A 15,866-nucleotide genomic window follows, 5' to 3' on the forward strand; every position below is an offset into this window, starting at 1 on the left:
GCTACTTCCCCGTGGAGGTTTTATGTACTTTTTCAAGATAAAAATCAGTAACGAAACCCAGCCACTTGTACTGATTTTTTTGAACTGTATTAACCTCCCGCGTTCCCCAGACACCTACGTCAAAAGTGCACAGCGCGAGAATGGTAATCAGCAGCGAATCCATAAAGAACCAAGCGCCCGCCAAACCCGCCAGCAGTGGATACCTAATCTTGTCCGAGCCATACGCAATGTGCTTGATGAAGTGGTTGTAGGAGACTGCGGCCACCATAAACACAGAGCAGAACATCAGGAAGGCGCTCGCCACGGTGTCCAAGGCGTTGCCAATGCCGAAGACGGGGATCACCGTCACCAGATACATGGCCCAGATTACCGTGAAGAGTTCGGGCAGTACCGCCGTAAGGAGCGGGCGCGGACCCATCACGCGAAGGTGTTGCGGAAGACGGGCTAGCGTCCAGAACAGGTCACGCAGACCTGAGCGGCGCCAGCGCAGTTGCTGCGAAAACAGCTGCGAAAGCTGGGCGGGCGCAGCAGTCCAGCATACGGCCGCTGGATTAATGATGGTCTTCCAACCGCGCATGAGGATGGCGTGCGTCATGTAGCGGTCTTCGCCATCCCGAACCTTCACCCCGAACCAGTTGCGGGTGCGGACTTCTTCCTCGACCTCCTCGAAGATTTCACGGCGAACTGCGAACAGACACCCGCTGATGCAGAACATGCTGCCTTGCACGTTCTGAAGCATTTTTCCCACCTGAAAGCTCATGAAGTAGACAAGAGCCTGCACCATCGTAAAGACGTTCTCGTTAACGTTGGCGATGCCGATATGGCCCCCGACGGCACCCACCTTGGGGTCGCAGAAGCAGGCCACCAATTCGCGAATAACGTTCTTGTCAAAGATGCAGTCGCTATCGATGCAGATGACGATCTCCCCGGTAGCTTGCTCGAGCGCGCGAGTGAGCGTGACGTGCTTCCCCGAGTTGACGGGGTTCTGGCTAATACGCAGTCGGTCCGGATTCGCTTGCCGGGCCTGCTGCAAGTACTGGTACGAGTTGTCAGTACTGCGGTCGTCGATGGCAATGATTTCAAGTTTGTCCTTGGGCCAATCCGCAACCATGATGCTGTCAATCGTCTCCAAGACGTGCGCCCCTTCGTTGTAGACGGGAAGTAGCACACTGACCTTTGGCTGGTAGCGGTAGTCACGAGGCGGACGGGCTGCCTCAGTCGTCAGGCGGACCAACAGCCCCCCACCGAACATAAAAAGGATGAGCATGATGGGCAACGAATGCCACAGAGTAAATTGCGCATCGAACATAAGGAGTTATCCGCAGTTTTCGGGATGTTTCTATAACGCTCACCGCCACCCGTTTTATTTGGCGGAGCGCATGGATTCTTCCTGACGTCGCAATCCGGACTCAGGCGTGAAGGCAAATCGTTTGACTACAAAATCGATGGGCCGGTTATTTTGTGGGGAAGCGCCTTTTACCAACCACAAATTCATGTCGATTTTGGCGTCACCCGGATCAGGGACATTCTCCGTTCGAACCCAGCGGTGAAGTATCTGACCGCTAACAGCGCTCACAGTGAATTCCGCCATGCCTTTAGTCCAGTGAATCGCGTAAACGGTGTTTGATTGATTTACGTTGAACCGGCTAATATTGTCTGGATTGCTTGAAGGCTGTACGACGAATTGCGCGTTCTGGCCGGACGGCTTGCCCCAATAAGATAGTTCGACGTCCAATTCGCTGTGGCTGTTCTCGGCCGAACTTCCGTAGGTAAAAAAACCAAAGACCGCCTGTCGATCCATATCAAACGGATTGGTTTCTACTTCTATCTCGTAAGAGCCATATCCCAGTGCCTGGGTCAGCACGATCTCCGAGCAAACCCAGCCCATTGCCGCTTTTCTGATAGATAGATGGAGCTTTCCATCAACGTCCACGCTGACGAAATCAGCGGTTCCTGAAAACACATTCGGGCCAGGGCCTGCTAGTTGCCCGTCTGACGAGCGGACGAGCCATCGGTAACCAGAAAAATCAAGTTCTCTTGCGGAGGCCGGCAACATCAAGAAAGCGAGCAGTCCGATGACGCAAAGGCGGCCGAGCATCAAACCCCTTGCCAATAAAAAATTGGCACGAGTAAGGCACGCAATACGGCGAAAATGAACGTGGAATTTCACTTTTTGAATTTAATAAAATATGCATTGCGCCAGAAGAGATATCGGCTTCGCTTCGTTTTACTGCTTTAAGCGACGAAACCCGCACTACGGAGCACCATTTTTTGTAAGCCATCCCAGCCCAGCAAGAGCGTCAGCTGAAGACGGGCCACCGGGAAAATCCGTTCACCAGATCACGGCCGCCACAGCACGGCGCGATCCGGGCAGGTATCCCGGTCCAGCACGGCCTTGAGATCACTCACAACGAACGACGCACCGGGCTTGGCGAGCGACTCCACCAGCGTCCAGCCACCCTCGCGGTATTCCGTGTGCGGCACGGCCAGCACGATGGCATCTGCCGGTTTGGCATCGGCCAGGCGTGTCAGGCTGAAGCCGTATTCGTGCGTCACCTCGCCGCTGTCGGCCAGTGGGTCGACAACCTGCGTGCGGATGCCCAGCGCACCGAGCTTCTTCACGATGTCGGCCACCTTGGAGTTGCGGATGTCGGGCACGTCTTCCTTGAACGTCATGCCAAGGATGGTCACGACGGTATGCGGGCCCAGCAGGTAGCACTGCGTCATGCGCCGCATGAGCTGGTCCACCACAAACTGCGACATGCTGTCGTTAGTCTCGCGCGCCGCCAGAATCAGGCTGGCATTGAAGCCGCACGAGGCCGCCTTGTGCGTCAGGTAATACGGATCCACCGAAATGCAGTGCCCGCCCACCAACCCCGGCCGGAAGTCCAAAAAGTTCCACTTGCTACGCGCAGCGGCCAGTACGTCGTGCGTGTCCACACCCAGCGCCGCCAGCAACTGAGACACCTCGTTCATCAACGCGATGTTCACGTCGCGCTGCGTGTTCTCCAGCACCTTGGCGGCCTCGGCCACCTTGATGCTCTTGGCCGGATGCACCTGCGTAACGGCGCCATACAGACGTACCAGCGCGTCGAGCGTCTCCGGTGTGTCGCCAGCCACGATCTTGGTCATCGTGGTGAGCGTGTGCACGCGGTCGCCCGGGTTGATGCGCTCGGGTGAGTAACCGACGTGGAAGTCCTTCAGGTGTTTCAGGCCGCTGTGGCGCTCCAGCAGCGGAATGCAGATCTCTTCCGTCACGCCGGGGTAGACCGTGCTTTCGTACACGACGATGGCCCCGCGCCGCATGTGCTTGCCCACCGAGATGGATGCCTGCATCACCGGGTTCAGGTCGGGAACGCGAGCCTGGTCCACCGGCGTGGGCACTGTCACGACAATGACGTCGGCCTGCCCCAGCACCGTGGCATCGGTTGTGAAGCGCGCAGCAGCTTCAAGCAACGCGTTGCTGGTGAGCTCATTGGTCCGGTCATGTCCTTCACTCAGATCCGCCACACGTGTGGCATCAATGTCGAGCCCGGTCACGGCAAAGTGCCGCGAAAATGCCACCGCCAACGGCGCGCCCACATAACCCAGGCCAACCACGGCAATCTTGATCGTTGCAGGCTCAACCGCCAGCCTGGTCGAATCCGGCCAGCGTGGTGCCGGCTTGATGAACACGTTGTCGCCAAACGCCGACTTGCCAGTCAGTGACATCGTCCCCTCCCCTCATAGGTCCAGACCGGCTACCCGAGCGCCAACCTGTTGTGATGGTTCGCCCAGACGCATTTCCGGCGGCGGCTGGCGACCAATTTTTATGAGGCGAGAATCTGCAAAGAGCGTGCCACGGCGATAGCAACATTCTGCGGATCTGATGAAAACGTTGTCATATAAGGCACGGCGGGCCGCCAAACCTGTAAGGATTGCAATGAAAAAGTGCTATGAAAAGCGCTTAAAACGTTTCGTGTTACGTAACGTCTGCCCGAGCGGGTCATGTGTGCCGCGATGAAGATCACGGAATTTGCATAATGCGGGGCACCGGGGCGCGCGCCAGGATGAACCGTATCGCCTACCTCTTTCAGAGTAAGGTGCCTTGCTTGGGCGGCAGGATCGGCAGCCGTGGCTATCGCTTGGTGATCCACTGACAAGACGGCTCGGCTTTTGGTGAAACCTCCCCTCGGAGAACACGCGTTGACACGCTTAGACGTTGTAGAAATCGAACTGGGTGACATCGAATCGATTGAGCAGCTCCACGAGCGACTGATGGACAAGCTGCGGTTTCCAGGTTGGTACGGAAAGAACTGGGACGCATTCTGGGATGCGATTACGGCGCTGGTAGACATGCCACACGTTCTGCGGCTCAAACACTGGGCTGAGTTCGAACGCAAGTTCCCGGGCGAGGCAAAAGTAATGGCCGATTGCCTGCACGATATGGAGAAGCAGTTTCCGTCGTACGCTGCGCGGATTGACCGTATATGACGGCGTTCAGCCAGTAACGACTGTCCCGATAGCGGAAAACCTTTACTTCGTTCAAGGAGCACGCCAATGCCCCCCATCATCACCGCCTTTGAACGGTCGCCCGATGGCGGCAAGGGACTGGCGCGTGACACGCGCGTTCGCTGGGCGCTGGAAGAAGTGGGCCAACCCTATGCGGTTCGCCTTGTCTCGTTCCATGCGATGAAAGAGCCCGCGCATCTGCACCTGCAGCCGTTCGGCCAGATTCCCACCTATGAGGAAGGCGATTTCGTCTTGTTCGAGACGGGCGCGATCATTCTCCATATCGCCGAGCGCCATGCGGGTCTATTGCCGGACGATGGCAATGCGCGGGCGCGGGCAATCACGTGGATGTTTGCGGCGCTCAACACCGTGGAGCCGCCGATCCTCGAACTCTCCACCGCCAAGTTTCAGGAGGGCGACAAGCCCTGGACCCAGGCGCGCCTGCCGTTGATCATGGATCGCATCCGCCATCGGCTAGACCAGCTTTCTGCGCGCCTGGGCAATGCGGATTGGCTCGATGGAGCGTTCAGCGCGGGGGATCTGCTGATGGTGTCGGTGCTGCTCAGGCTGCGGTCATCGGGCCTGCTGGATGCGTTTCCGACGCTGGCGGCCTATGTTGCTCGTGGTGAAGCGCGGCCTGCTTACCAGCGGGCTTTTGCGGCGCAGTTGGCGGTGTTCACGGGCAAGCCATCGGCTGGTTGATGAAAGGCCGCGTTGGGCCCCAGCCACGCTTCAACCGCCGCTGCACGCCGCTTAATAAACGCCCGCCAGCTTCAACGCATCGACGCACATATGTGCGCCCAGTACAGCCAGCACAGTGCCCATCGCCCAGCGTTGTGCCAGCAGCAGCCCTGGTCGACGCGATAGCAGCGTCGCCATGCTGCCGGAGCAGATTGCCACCAGGCCATTGACGGTGGCGAATGCGACGATCAATGACCCGCCAAGCGCGAGCGATTGCTTGAGAACGCTCCCGTGCTGATAGTCGATGAACTGCGGCAGCAGCGACAGAAATATCATCGCGAGCTTGGGGTTCAACAGGCTTGTGGTTGCGCCCATCATCAGCAACCTGCGCGGCTGCTCACGTGGAAGATCGCGAACCTCCAGAGGAGACCGGCCACCCGGCCGCACTGCCTGCCACGCCAGGTAGAACAGATAAGCCGCGCCCACCGCACCCAGAACGCTGCCGGCATACGGCACGCTCAGAAAGAACGCCGTGATACCGAACGCCGCCCCAAACATGTAGAAGAGGTAGCCGAGCATGACGCCCGCCAGCGAGATCAATCCCGCCGTGCGCCCTTGCGCGATCGAGCGCGACATCACGTAGACCATGTTCGGGCCTGGTGTCACGGCAAGCATGCCGCCGACTGCCAGAAATCCGTAAATTGACCCCGCACCCTGCATGTTCGTGGGCTCCTCCAAGTACTCGTTGTTCGTAGTATCGGATTCGTGTTTGCTCCAGTAAAACGAATTAAACTGAACCGATTCCTCAGGTTTTCTGACGAAAATGAAGAAGCTCGATCTGGATGTACTGGAGATGCTGGTGGCCGTTGCCGAGACGGGATCGTTTGTGCGTGGGGCGGAATCCGTGCATCGGTCACCGTCGGCGGTGAGCATGCAGATCAAGGGGCTGGAAGAAGCGCTGGGCAAGCCGCTTTTCGTGCGGAGCACCCGCAGCGTGGCGATTACCGCAGAAGGCAAAACACTGCTGGACTATGGCCGCCGCATGCTCGCGATGCGCGATGAGGCATGGGCCTCGGTCGTCCGCCCGGAGATCAAGGGCCGCGTCACGATCGGCGTTCCGGATGACTACGCCTCATCGTTGCTGCCGCAGGTTTTGGGCAAGTTTGCGGTTGCGCATCCGCGTGTGGAAATCCGGGTCATCGGCCTGCCCAGCAGTGCGCTTGCTCCACTGCTCAAGGACAACACGCTGGACCTGGCCTGCATGACGAAAACGAAAGGCATTGCGGGCGAATTCGTCCGGTACGAGCCGATGGTGTGGGCCGGGTCGCCCGCAAGAAAGGTGTGGCAGGAGCGCCCGCTTCCGATTGCCGTGTTTGCGCAGGGCAGTACGGCACGTGCCTACGCCATCAGTGCGCTGCAGCGGGAAAACATCAAGTACCGGATGTCTTACGAAAGCCCCAGCCTGCTGGGCCTGATCAGCATGGTTGAAGCTGGGCTCGCCATCGCGCCGCTTGCCAGATGCAGTGTGCCGGCGCACCTTGTTCAGCTATCGCAGAATGAGGGGCTGCCGCCCCTGGATGATCTGGAGGTGGTGCTCGCCCGCAGCGCTCGGTCCGGACGGCCGCCCTGCGATTTTCTTGCTGAGCAGATCTTGGCGGAGTTGCGGAGTTGAGCGGGTTGCTTGATGACAGACATCGCCCACAGCACGCGAAATTGAAAATCGATAGCCAAATGACACTTAGCCTAAAAAGCCTCGTCGGTATGGCACTTCAAGATTGGGGGAGTGACGAGAGCTGGCAAGCAATTTCGGAACTCCAGATGCGCGGATCGCCGGAGGCACTGGCCCTTGCCCGCAGGTTGGCAAACAGTCGAAATTGTCGAAAGCGTGCGCTTGGCCTGTATATGGCGTCGCAGCTGTACCGACGCCAAAAAGGTGTTCCTTTTGGAATTGCTAAGTACGCTGTAGAAGACACACAGGAAATGCTGTTGGCGGGATTGCATGACATCAGTCTTGACGCACTTTTTGCAGCAATCTCTGGGCTTGGTCACCGGCCACACCCGCTTGCGTTGCCAGAGCTCGTCAAGTTCGCTTCGCACCCCAACCAAAGAGTTCGCTTTGAAGTTGCAGTTGCGTTGGGCGGCTATCCCGAGCCTGACGCAGTTGATGCGTTGTTACGCCTTGCCAAAGACGACTCAGATGCTGTTCGTGACTGGGCCACGTTTGGAATTGGCTCCATGCACGAGGTGGATAGTCAAAGGATCCGCGATCTGCTATGGGACAACCTCCAAGACACGGACGAGGATGTTAGAGGTGAAGCACTGGTCGGTTTGGCCATTCGCAAAGATGAAAGAGTCATCCCGGTTCTACTGAAACAGCTGGACACGAACTGCCGTGCGTATGAACTGAGTGCTTCGGAAGCGATTGGAAGTCCGCATCTGTTGGAGCGCCTCAATGCAATAAGGGACTCAGTAGCCAACGAAAACAACATTCGCTCACATTGGTATGGTTGCCTCTTGGACGCAATCGATGCGTGCGGTAGGAAATAGTCGAGGACTTCTCGGATGCGTCCGAACGTCTGGTGCGGAGAGACGTGATTGTCATGCTTGGCGCGGAAATGATCGCTGACTGCTCAGTACGCGAGCGGCGACTTTCTGCCACCAAGAAACATCCAGCGCTATCTACGTAGATGAGACATCGCCCAGCACTACAACATCGTTTCCAAGGTGCCGGAAAGCCCTGGAATGCCTGAATAAATCACACAACCCGACTCTGGAGTTGCCAACATGCCTGCATCCGGAACAGATCTGCGCACGTTCTCTTTTGTGCTTGCAGTACCCGATCTTCAGCGGAGCGCCCACTATTTTCGTGACGCTCTTGGGTTTCAGCTTGCGTGGCCTGAAGGTTCAGATTGGCAACTCGCGACACGAGATGGTGTACGCATCATGATGGGGCACTGCCCTGACGCACTTCCACCTTCCGCAACCGGCGACCATAGCTATTTCGGCTATCTCGAAGTGGACGATGCGAATGCGCTTCACAACGAGTTTGTCAGCAACGGCGCCATCATTCTTCAGGCCCCGGCCGACAAAGCGCATGGCATGCGGGAGTTTGTTGTGGCAACGCCGGACGGGCACCGCATGGTGGTGGGACAAGATCTGTCCGGGAAAGACGAGTAAAGCATCAGGCCCAAGGTCATTGCCAGGAATCTCGCCCTAACACCCACTCCAGCGGACTCTCGGTGCAGCCGCTGAACAAACTCGTTGGCCTAGTGAGATGCACAGCCCAAAACTCACGTTCAGCAATCAGGAAGCCTGGCTCGAAGCCAACGCAGAGGCTGTGCCCGGCGTCTGGCTTCGCATCGCCAAGCGATCTGCCGAACAGTCCACTGTGTCTTATGCACAGGCACTTGAGAGCGCGCTTTGCTACGGGTGGATTGATGGGCAGAAGCAAGCGGAAAACGAGCACTACTGGCTACAGCGATTTACGCCTCGAACCGCCAAAAGCATCTGGTCCAAGATCAACAAGGCAAAAGCCGAGGTATTGATCTCCGCCGGAAGGATGCAGCCCGCGGGGCTTCGTGCAATCGATCAGGCCAAGCGCGACGGGCGTTGGGAGGCGGCCTATTCATCTGCGAGTACATCGACCGTGCCCGATGACCTGCAGCAGGCGCTCGATGCCAACCCCAAGGCAAAGCATTTCTTCGCCACCCTGAACAGCCAGAACCGGTACGCCATTCTGTTCAGAATCCAGAACGTGAAGAAGGCCGAAACGCGTGCAAAGAAAATCGCTCAGTTCATTGCCATGCTGAACAATGGTGAAAAGCTCCACCCGTAGCATTCCCCCAAAACAGAAGGGCCGGCACCTCCTGGCACCGGCCCTTTTCTTTGTTGCAGATGCGCAAGTGCGCCGGCCTAAACACCGAAAGCCGATGTGTTTCAGGCTGCTGCGGCCAGTTGCGCCGCGTCTTGCGGATCGCCACCCAGGATATCGACCAGATCGGTCAACATCCGCGCCAGCTCACCCGTCATCAGCGCAGCATCCGAGTCGAAGCGTTCGTCGTCGTTTTGCGCGGTGGGGTCTGCCGCCTCCTTGATCACGTCAAGCGGCGTGACGCGCTTGATCGTGAGCGACGGCGTCAGCAGGAAGGAGACGCGGTCATCCCAGGTCATGGCAAGGCGCATGCATTGTTTGCCGGCCTCGATGTGCCGCCGCATGTCGTCGGCCTCCAGCGCGTGGCCGACGTATCGCACCGTGGCGCCGCCTTCTCCGGTGGAGCGCAGCTCAGCGTCCTGGTCTACGGTGAATCCGCCCGGGGCCTCGCCGGACAGCAGCCACTCCGTCATCGCGGCGACCGGTGAGTGCGCCACATGCACGTTGGCGAGCGGCAACTGGTCGATCGATTTCACGAGCAGGCCGCGAACCTCGTCGGCAACCGTCTGCGAAGCGGCATCGATGACGAGCCAGCCGTTGACGGGGTCGATCCACACACGGGTATCACGGCGGATGCTGAACGCACGCGGTAGCAACTCGTCGGTCACCTGCTCCTTGAGTTCGCGCAGTTGCTTGCGCCCGGGCTTGAAGCCCTGCTGCTCTTCCATTTCAAGCGCGCGGGCCTTGGTCACCTGATTGACCACCGATGCCGGAAGCAGCTTCTTTTCAGCGCGAAACGTCAGCAGCATCTGCCTGTTGATCGAGTACACGAGCGCGCCGTCGTCGCGGGGCGATGCCCATCCGAAGCTCTGCTTCTCGACGCTGTTGCCCGGTTGGAACGCATGGGGCGCCAACCATTGTTCAAGCTGATCAGGGGTAACGGCCCAAGGTGCCGGAAGACGATGAAGCTGGAGATTCTTGAACCACATGGCAGGGAGGGGAGTCCGGGCAAAGTCCGCGATTTTAAATGACGCGGCGCCCCCGGGCCCATTGCTGCCATTCCGACTGCAATCGCACACCAAACAACAAGGGCCGGCGCCCCTCGGTACCGGCCCCTTCGTTACTGCAGATGCGCTAGCGCACCAATCAGCTCGGCTGACGCACAGCGTGCGTGGCTTCCCCACGCTTGCCAAAAATCACCTGCACCACCACGGCCACGACAATGTTGAACACCAGCGCCGCCAGGCCCGTGTAGACGGTGTACTTGTCACCGCCAATCACGAAGGTGTGCACCGGCTTGATGCCGTCGGAAAACGCCAGCCAGCTGCCGCTGATCATGCCTGCCGCCCAGCCCGCCAGCAGCGCCGGTGCGCGGAAGCGGTTGGAGATGTTGAACAGCCCAAACACCACCGATGGGAAGGTCTGCACGATCCACACGCCGCCCAGCAGTTGCAGGTCCAGCGCAAACTTGGTGGGCAGGAACAGGATGAACACCAGCGCGCCCGCCTTGACGATCAGCGAGATCACCTTGGCCACCTTCTCTTCGCCAGCCGGGTTCAGATCCGGCGCCACGTAGGGCTTCCAGAAGTTGCGCGTGAACAGGTTAGCCGCACCAATCGACATGACTGCCGCCGGCACCAGCGCGCCAATGGCGATGGCCGAGAACGCAAACCCCGTGAACCAGCTCGGGAACAACGCGTTGAACAGCGCGGGCACCACATCGTTGTTGTTGGTGACCTTGACGCCTGCCGCATAGGCCATGAAGCCCAGCAGTGCAATCAAACCCAGCAGCACGGTGTAGGCCGGCAGGAATACGGCGTTCTTGCGGATGGTGTCTGCACTGCGCGCCGCAAAGATGCCGGTGAGCGTGTGCGGATACATGAACGCCGCCAGCGCCGAGCCAATGGCCAGCGTGGCAAACGGCAGGAACTGTGCAGACTTGAGCGTCAGACCTGTCGCCCCACCCTTGAGGGCAAACGCGTCATGCGCCGAGGCAAACACCGCACCGTAGCCGCCCAGCTTGGCTGGCACCAGCACCACCGCCACCAGCACCACGATGTAGATCATGATGTCTTTGACGAAGGCGATGAGCGCCGGAGCGCGCAGCCCGGCCGAGTACGTGTACAGCGCCAGGATCACGAACGCAGCGGCCAGCGGCAGCTCGCCCGTCAGACCCAGCGCCTTGATCACGACCTCCATGCCGATAAGCTGCAGTGCGATGTAGGGCATGGTCGCCACCACGCCCGTCAGCGCCACCGCAAACTCCAGCGAGCGCGAGCCGTAGCGGCCGTACACGGCATCTGCCGCCGTCACGTGGCCGTTGGCAGCCGCCACCTTCCACAGCTTGGGCATGATCAGGAACACGATCGGATACACCAGGATCGTGTACGGCAGCGCGAAGAAGCCATACGCGCCCACCGCATACACCAGTGCCGGCACGGCGATCACGGTGTAGGCGGTGTAGAAATCGCCGCCCACCAGGAACCACGTGATCCAGGTGCCGAAGTTGCGGCCGCCCAGGCCCCATTCGTCAATATGCGCGCCCTTGTCAGACTGCCCACGCTGCCAGCGCGAGGCGATGAAGCCCAGCACCGTGACCAGCGCAAAGAAGAAGACGAAGACCGAGAGCGCAGTCCAGTTGATCTGTCCGTCCATCATTCTTCTCCTTTGCTCTGGCCGTTCTTGAAGACGATCCAGATCAGCAACGAGGTGATCGGCACCCACAGGAACTGGTACCAGTAGAAGAACGGAAAGCCGAAGAGCGCGGGCGTTTCCTGGTTGTAGAACGGCACCCACAGCAGGCCGATGAATGGCAATGCGAGCAAGAACTTCATGGGTTGTCTCCTGATGCTCGAGGGACTTCGGTTGTTGTTCAGATGTTGTTTTGAACCGGTGAGGTGCCACGCCCCGATGCGTGGCCCGTCGGATTGCTGATGGAATGCTTTCCACCATTCTTGTTGTCCGGCGCACTGTGAGCGCGCCAACCCCGCAATACCATCCGCACCTGTACGCACTCACCACACGTAGTACTACGCAGTAAGCGTATGCTTTTCGCGAGAAATAACCAATCGCTAAGGTTGGCGCGGGTTTCCTAGGGTTTCCACGAATTCCAGCGTCATGTCTTGTGCACCGGACGCGTGAGAAAAACGCGCAAGCCAGCCATCGCACCGCGTGGCACCAAGCAAAACGGGGAGCCGCCGGCATAGGCCGGGGCTCCCCGTTTTGGGTTGTGGCATTGCAGCAGAACCCCCGGCGCGACCGGGGGTATTCAGGCTGCGCGTATTACAGCCGGTTTCAGTGCACTCGCATTACCAGTTCCAGCGCAGACCGAGCTTGCCGTCGTAGCCGTGTAGGCGGCCATCGGTACTGATCTGGTAGCCCACGCTGGCATAGAACGATGCCGTGCGCGTGAACTGCGCCGTCACGCCGGCCTGCAGGTCGACCACGGTGGCGGGCATGCTCGAGGTGAACGGCACCCAGCCGTTGGCCGACGAGAACGACGTCGTGGTCGTGCCACGGAACTCCTGCCACACGCTCGCCCGGAACCACGTGGAACGCGGGCGCTCGGGCGTGTCGCCCCAGTCCTTCGCCACACGCACACCCACGCGGCCCAGCAACGATTGCGCGTTGCCAAAGTGCACCTGCGCAGCCGGGTCGGCACCATCTGCCAGGCCGATGCGCTGATAGATCAACTGCGCTTGCGGCTCGACGCGCCAGCGGTTCTCCAACGCAATCGGGTACCCCGTTTCCAGCGACAGCGCATAGCCCAGGCCATGCGAGGTCAACCCAGCCATGCGCGTCGGCGACGAAGTCACGTCGTAGCGCGTGCCCTGCGCAACCGCGTCGACGTACCAGTCATTCGGGCTGAAGTGCGTCCAGTAGACACCCACCGTGGTGGCGTTGATAGCGTTGCTGCCAGCGTCGGTGCCGTCAGCGTGCGTCACGTCGCCGGTGATGCGGCCGGTGGAGAACATCACGCCGGCGTGGTCGCGGCTGTTGTCGGCGTTCTGCGCGCGGTAGACATCGCCACCGAGCTGCACGGCGGCCAGCTTGTAGTCGAACGCGGGGCCGTCGGCACCGTAGATGCCGCCGTCCGACATGCGGCTGCCCTTCTGGCCGATCACGCGTGCCCAGGCACCGTTGAAGGCCTTGTCGCCATCTTTGCCCCCACTTGGCACACCAGTGCGCAGCAGGGTTTCATCCCCCACGCGCTCGTGCAGCGTGTCGAGCATGGCGCGGCTGTACATGAGGGCCATCGACGGCACGGCGGTGTACAGCGACACCTCGGGCCGGTAGTTCGGCACCTCGGGCGTTGGCGTGGTGCCAGTGCCGCCGCCGTTCGGGTCCGGGGTCACGTTTGGTGTGGGCGGGTTCGGGTCCGGGTCCGGGGTCACGTTCGGCGTGGGGTCCGGGTTCGGAGCCGGACGTGTCGAACGCAGATACCAGCTATCCGCCGCACCATTGCCACCGCGATGCAGCGTGTACTCATACGGCCCGGCAACCACCGGTGCGCCCAGTGCAAACGCACCCGCCTGCGTGGTCGCGCCATTGATGGCCACCACGACCGGAATGCCGTTGCCCGTGGTCTGTGCACCCGCGCCGCCCACGTTGGTGATGCGCACGGCCGTGTTGCCTGCAGCGCCGCCGCCCGACAGAACGAGTTGGTCGGTCGGCGAGTTGTCGGCGCCCAGTTGCGTGTTGAGCGCCAGCGTGCCGCCCGCGCCCATGAAACCGCCGTTGACTGCCAAACGATTGCCCACGCCTGCGCCGCCGACTTGCATCAGGCCCGTATTGAACAGCGCACCGTTGATGGTGAAGGTGCCCGTGCCTGCACCGGTACCCGCCAGCGACGGCACGGCATCGGCCACGGCCAGCGTGCCGTCGTTACGCACGCTGCCACTTACGCTGCCATAGCCGCCCAGCGTGGCGCCGCTGTTGACCAGCGTCGAACCCGCCAGCGATGCGTTGCCGTGCGTGGCATCGCCCACCACCAGCGTGCCGGCCGCAACGGTCGTGCCGCCACCAACGCTGTTGTTGCCGTTGAGGGTCAGCACACCGCTGCCGAGCTTGGTGAGCGCGCCGCTGCCCGTAATGCCCTGCGACAGCGTCGACGAGAAGCCTTGCGTATCGATCGTGCCGCCGCCCGCGTTGAGCGTGACAGCACGCGTGCCGGCCAGATCGAGATTCTGGTTCAGTTGCAGCGCACCGCCGTTGAACGACAGCCCACCAGTGGCCGCACCCAGCGCGTTGTCTGCGCTGATGGCCACGGTGCCGCCGTTGATGCTGGTGCCGCCAGCATACGTATTGCCACCAGCAGCCGTGGGCGCCAGCGTGAGGGTGCCGGCGCCCGTCTTCTCGACCGCGCCCGCACCGGAGATCAGCCCCGCGTAGGTGCCGGCATCCGGCTGGTCAAAGCGCACGAGGCCGTTGTTGACGATGGTCGGCATCAGGCTCTGCGCGCGGCCTTGCAGTGTGCCTGCCGCATCCACGGTGATGTTGCCGGTGTAGGCGGCGTTGTTGCCGGTGAGGATGAGCGTGCCCTGTTGCACGGTGGCATTCTGCACGCCGCTCACGGTGCCGGTCAGCGTCCAGGTGCCGGTGTCGTTCTTGATGAGGGTCTGGAAGTTGCTGATGTTGCCGGGCAGTGCGCTATCGCCCGTGCCGCTCAGGTAGATCGTGTTGGAGCCGCCGCCGCCGTTGAAATTGCCGGTGATGGTCGAGCCCGTGTACAGGCGCAGCGTGTCGTCGCCACCCGCAAACACGAGGTTGCCGCGCACGATGCCCTTGTTGGTGAAATCCACGCTGGCGTTGCCCGCGCTGCCGATCACGTTGCCGGGCGCCTGGATCACGCCCGTCTCGTTGTTGATGATGGTGTTGCTGCCGCTCAGGTTGTCGAACCAGATGGCCGCAGCGTTGTTCGCGCGGATCGTCCCGTTGTTGATGACGGTGTTGCCCGAGCCCATGACGTTGACGGCCTCACCGTTGTTCTGACGGCCGTTGGACAGCACGCTGCCGCCCTCGGCCACCGTGAGGGTGCCGTTGTTGCGGAACTCGATCGTGTTGTTGCCGGTGTTGAACAGGCCCGGGCCGCTGCTCGCGTTGTTGCTGACGGTGGCACCACCCTGCACGTTGATGTTGGCGTTGTCGCGCAGGCTGATGGCGTTGGCGCTGCCCACGCTGATCGTGCTGCCGGTCTGCACCGTCACCGTACGGTTGTCTTCAACGGCCTTGTTGCCGGTGCCGACAGTTTGCGTCCAGGGGTTGGGGGCGGTGGCATCGCACGTGGTGGTGGTGCCCGTGGTGGTGCAGGCGGCCTGAGCCTCCAGCCCGTACAGTGCCAGCGGCGAAGCCACTAGCGCGATGGAAAGCATGCGTTGCCGCTTGCGGCGGCGTAAGGATGTCGTCGGCATAATGATTCCCCGTGCCGGCGCCGCCGACGACATCCCCGCATACCGCGCCCATGCCGGACCCGACACACCAAGCTTCGTCAGCGGAGCAGACACCGCTCCGAGAAAACAATGGGTGGATGGATGGAAACGAACTTCCCCGTTCGTTGCCGCCTTGCAGCCGGCACGCAGATCACGGTGCCGGGCAAGCGGGCGGGCCACTCTGATGGCGGCTCCAGCCCGCAAACGATTCAGTTGCACAGCCCCGGTGGGTGTGCAGGCGACACTGATTCGTCGATGGAGTGCATTGTGGGCGACCCCGACCCACGGAAATTCAACAAATGTAAAAATACTGCTCAGGCAGATAAGTGATCGCGGAGATACGCAGAGTTGCCATCTTGTACGTTCAACTCGCTCTGTCCGAGCGTTTTTATTGG

The 15,866-nt window shown here is 60.7% G+C and carries 14 protein-coding genes; 6 read left to right on the forward strand and 8 right to left on the reverse strand.

Going from position 1 to position 15,866, the window contains the following annotated elements:
- Position 1 precedes the first annotated feature (1 nt).
- The 3 genes from C404_RS33790 to C404_RS33795 all read right to left on the reverse strand — a co-directional run bounded on the left by C404_RS33790 (position 2) and on the right by C404_RS33795 (position 3,711).
- A complete protein-coding gene (locus tag C404_RS33790; protein ID WP_021193124.1) occupies positions 2-1,309 on the reverse strand; it encodes a glycosyltransferase in 1,308 nt (435 codons plus the stop codon).
- Positions 1,310-1,363: 54 nt separating this feature from the next.
- Entirely contained in the window at positions 1,364-2,098 is a 735-nt protein-coding gene (locus C404_RS58725; RefSeq protein WP_064496322.1) for a glycoside hydrolase family 16 protein, read from the reverse strand.
- A gap of 242 nt (positions 2,099-2,340) precedes the next feature.
- The gene (locus C404_RS33795) at positions 2,341-3,711 is read right to left on the reverse strand and encodes a nucleotide sugar dehydrogenase (protein ID WP_021193126.1); all 1,371 of its coding nucleotides are present in this window, start codon (positions 3,709-3,711) and stop codon (positions 2,341-2,343) included.
- Positions 3,712-4,185: 474 nt separating this feature from the next.
- Between C404_RS33795 and C404_RS33800 the strand changes: the two genes are divergently transcribed.
- Both C404_RS33800 and C404_RS33805 read left to right on the forward strand, forming a co-directional pair.
- The gene (locus C404_RS33800; RefSeq protein WP_021193127.1) at positions 4,186-4,473 is read left to right on the forward strand and encodes a barstar family protein; all 288 of its coding nucleotides are present in this window, start codon (positions 4,186-4,188) and stop codon (positions 4,471-4,473) included.
- 66 nt (positions 4,474-4,539) lie between these two features.
- Positions 4,540-5,193 (forward strand): glutathione S-transferase family protein, encoded by a 654-nt coding sequence (locus C404_RS33805; protein WP_021193128.1) that lies wholly within the window; start codon positions 4,540-4,542, stop codon positions 5,191-5,193.
- Between the two features lie 51 nt (positions 5,194-5,244).
- Here C404_RS33805 and C404_RS33810 read toward each other — a convergent pair whose 3' ends face one another.
- On the reverse strand, positions 5,245-5,892 hold the full coding sequence (locus C404_RS33810) for a LysE family translocator (RefSeq protein WP_021193129.1): 648 nt from the start codon (positions 5,890-5,892) through the stop codon (positions 5,245-5,247).
- A 103-nt stretch (positions 5,893-5,995) separates the two neighbouring features.
- Here C404_RS33810 and C404_RS33815 point away from each other — a divergent pair, with 103 nt between their 5' ends.
- The 4 genes from C404_RS33815 to C404_RS33820 all read left to right on the forward strand — a co-directional run bounded on the left by C404_RS33815 (position 5,996) and on the right by C404_RS33820 (position 9,007).
- Complete coding sequence (locus tag C404_RS33815; RefSeq protein WP_021193130.1) at positions 5,996-6,844, forward strand: LysR substrate-binding domain-containing protein; 849 nt, start codon at positions 5,996-5,998, stop codon at positions 6,842-6,844.
- A gap of 59 nt (positions 6,845-6,903) precedes the next feature.
- Entirely contained in the window at positions 6,904-7,719 is an 816-nt protein-coding gene (locus C404_RS58730; protein WP_021193131.1) for a HEAT repeat domain-containing protein, read from the forward strand.
- 237 nt (positions 7,720-7,956) lie between these two features.
- A complete protein-coding gene (locus tag C404_RS0129525) occupies positions 7,957-8,349 on the forward strand; it encodes a VOC family protein (protein ID WP_031328803.1) in 393 nt (130 codons plus the stop codon).
- Positions 8,350-8,446: 97 nt separating this feature from the next.
- Complete coding sequence (locus C404_RS33820) at positions 8,447-9,007, forward strand: YdeI/OmpD-associated family protein (protein WP_021193133.1); 561 nt, start codon at positions 8,447-8,449, stop codon at positions 9,005-9,007.
- Positions 9,008-9,108: 101 nt separating this feature from the next.
- On the opposite strand, the gene C404_RS33825 is transcribed toward C404_RS33820, so the two are convergent.
- The 4 genes from C404_RS33825 to C404_RS33840 all read right to left on the reverse strand — a co-directional run bounded on the left by C404_RS33825 (position 9,109) and on the right by C404_RS33840 (position 15,414).
- Complete coding sequence (locus tag C404_RS33825) at positions 9,109-10,032, reverse strand: recombination-associated protein RdgC (protein ID WP_031328804.1); 924 nt, start codon at positions 10,030-10,032, stop codon at positions 9,109-9,111.
- Positions 10,033-10,189: 157 nt separating this feature from the next.
- Positions 10,190-11,698: a monocarboxylate uptake permease MctP gene (gene mctP / locus C404_RS33830; protein WP_021193135.1), complete on the reverse strand. Its 1,509-nt coding sequence runs from the start codon at positions 11,696-11,698 to the stop codon at positions 10,190-10,192.
- Positions 11,698-11,877 carry a DUF3311 domain-containing protein gene (locus C404_RS33835; RefSeq protein WP_004632354.1) on the reverse strand — a complete coding sequence of 60 codons (180 nt, stop codon included), beginning with the start codon at positions 11,875-11,877 and terminating at the stop codon, positions 11,698-11,700. Before C404_RS33835 ends, mctP begins: the two co-directional genes overlap by 1 nt.
- Before the next feature lie 474 nt (positions 11,878-12,351).
- Complete coding sequence (locus C404_RS33840) at positions 12,352-15,414, reverse strand: autotransporter outer membrane beta-barrel domain-containing protein (protein WP_021193136.1); 3,063 nt, start codon at positions 15,412-15,414, stop codon at positions 12,352-12,354.
- Between the last annotated feature and the right edge of the window lie 452 nt (positions 15,415-15,866).

Source organism: Ralstonia sp. AU12-08, from assembly GCF_000442475.1.
In the GTDB taxonomy this organism is placed as follows: domain Bacteria; phylum Pseudomonadota; class Gammaproteobacteria; order Burkholderiales; family Burkholderiaceae; genus Ralstonia; species Ralstonia insidiosa.

What these genes read in the sequence shown, in the direction of transcription:
- mctP (WP_021193135.1), bottom strand. Translation starts at nt 11,698, where the DNA reads ATGGACGGACAGATCAACTGGACTGCGCTCTCGGTCTTCGTCTTCTTC.
- C404_RS33790 (WP_021193124.1), bottom strand. Translation starts at nt 1,309, where the DNA reads ATGTTCGATGCGCAATTTACTCTGTGGCATTCGTTGCCCATCATGCTC.
- C404_RS33835 (WP_004632354.1), bottom strand. Translation starts at nt 11,877, where the DNA reads ATGAAGTTCTTGCTCGCATTGCCATTCATCGGCCTGCTGTGGGTGCCG.
- C404_RS58725 (WP_064496322.1), bottom strand. Translation starts at nt 2,098, where the DNA reads ATGCTCGGCCGCCTTTGCGTCATCGGACTGCTCGCTTTCTTGATGTTG.
- C404_RS33825 (WP_031328804.1), bottom strand. Translation starts at nt 10,032, where the DNA reads ATGTGGTTCAAGAATCTCCAGCTTCATCGTCTTCCGGCACCTTGGGCC.
- C404_RS58730 (WP_021193131.1), top strand. Translation starts at nt 6,904, where the DNA reads ATGACACTTAGCCTAAAAAGCCTCGTCGGTATGGCACTTCAAGATTGG.
- C404_RS33840 (WP_021193136.1), bottom strand. Translation starts at nt 15,414, where the DNA reads ATGCTTTCCATCGCGCTAGTGGCTTCGCCGCTGGCACTGTACGGGCTG.
- C404_RS33810 (WP_021193129.1), bottom strand. Translation starts at nt 5,892, where the DNA reads ATGCAGGGTGCGGGGTCAATTTACGGATTTCTGGCAGTCGGCGGCATG.
- C404_RS33815 (WP_021193130.1), top strand. Translation starts at nt 5,996, where the DNA reads ATGAAGAAGCTCGATCTGGATGTACTGGAGATGCTGGTGGCCGTTGCC.
- C404_RS33805 (WP_021193128.1), top strand. Translation starts at nt 4,540, where the DNA reads ATGCCCCCCATCATCACCGCCTTTGAACGGTCGCCCGATGGCGGCAAG.
- C404_RS0129525 (WP_031328803.1), top strand. Translation starts at nt 7,957, where the DNA reads ATGCCTGCATCCGGAACAGATCTGCGCACGTTCTCTTTTGTGCTTGCA.
- C404_RS33795 (WP_021193126.1), bottom strand. Translation starts at nt 3,711, where the DNA reads ATGTCACTGACTGGCAAGTCGGCGTTTGGCGACAACGTGTTCATCAAG.
- C404_RS33820 (WP_021193133.1), top strand. Translation starts at nt 8,447, where the DNA reads ATGCACAGCCCAAAACTCACGTTCAGCAATCAGGAAGCCTGGCTCGAA.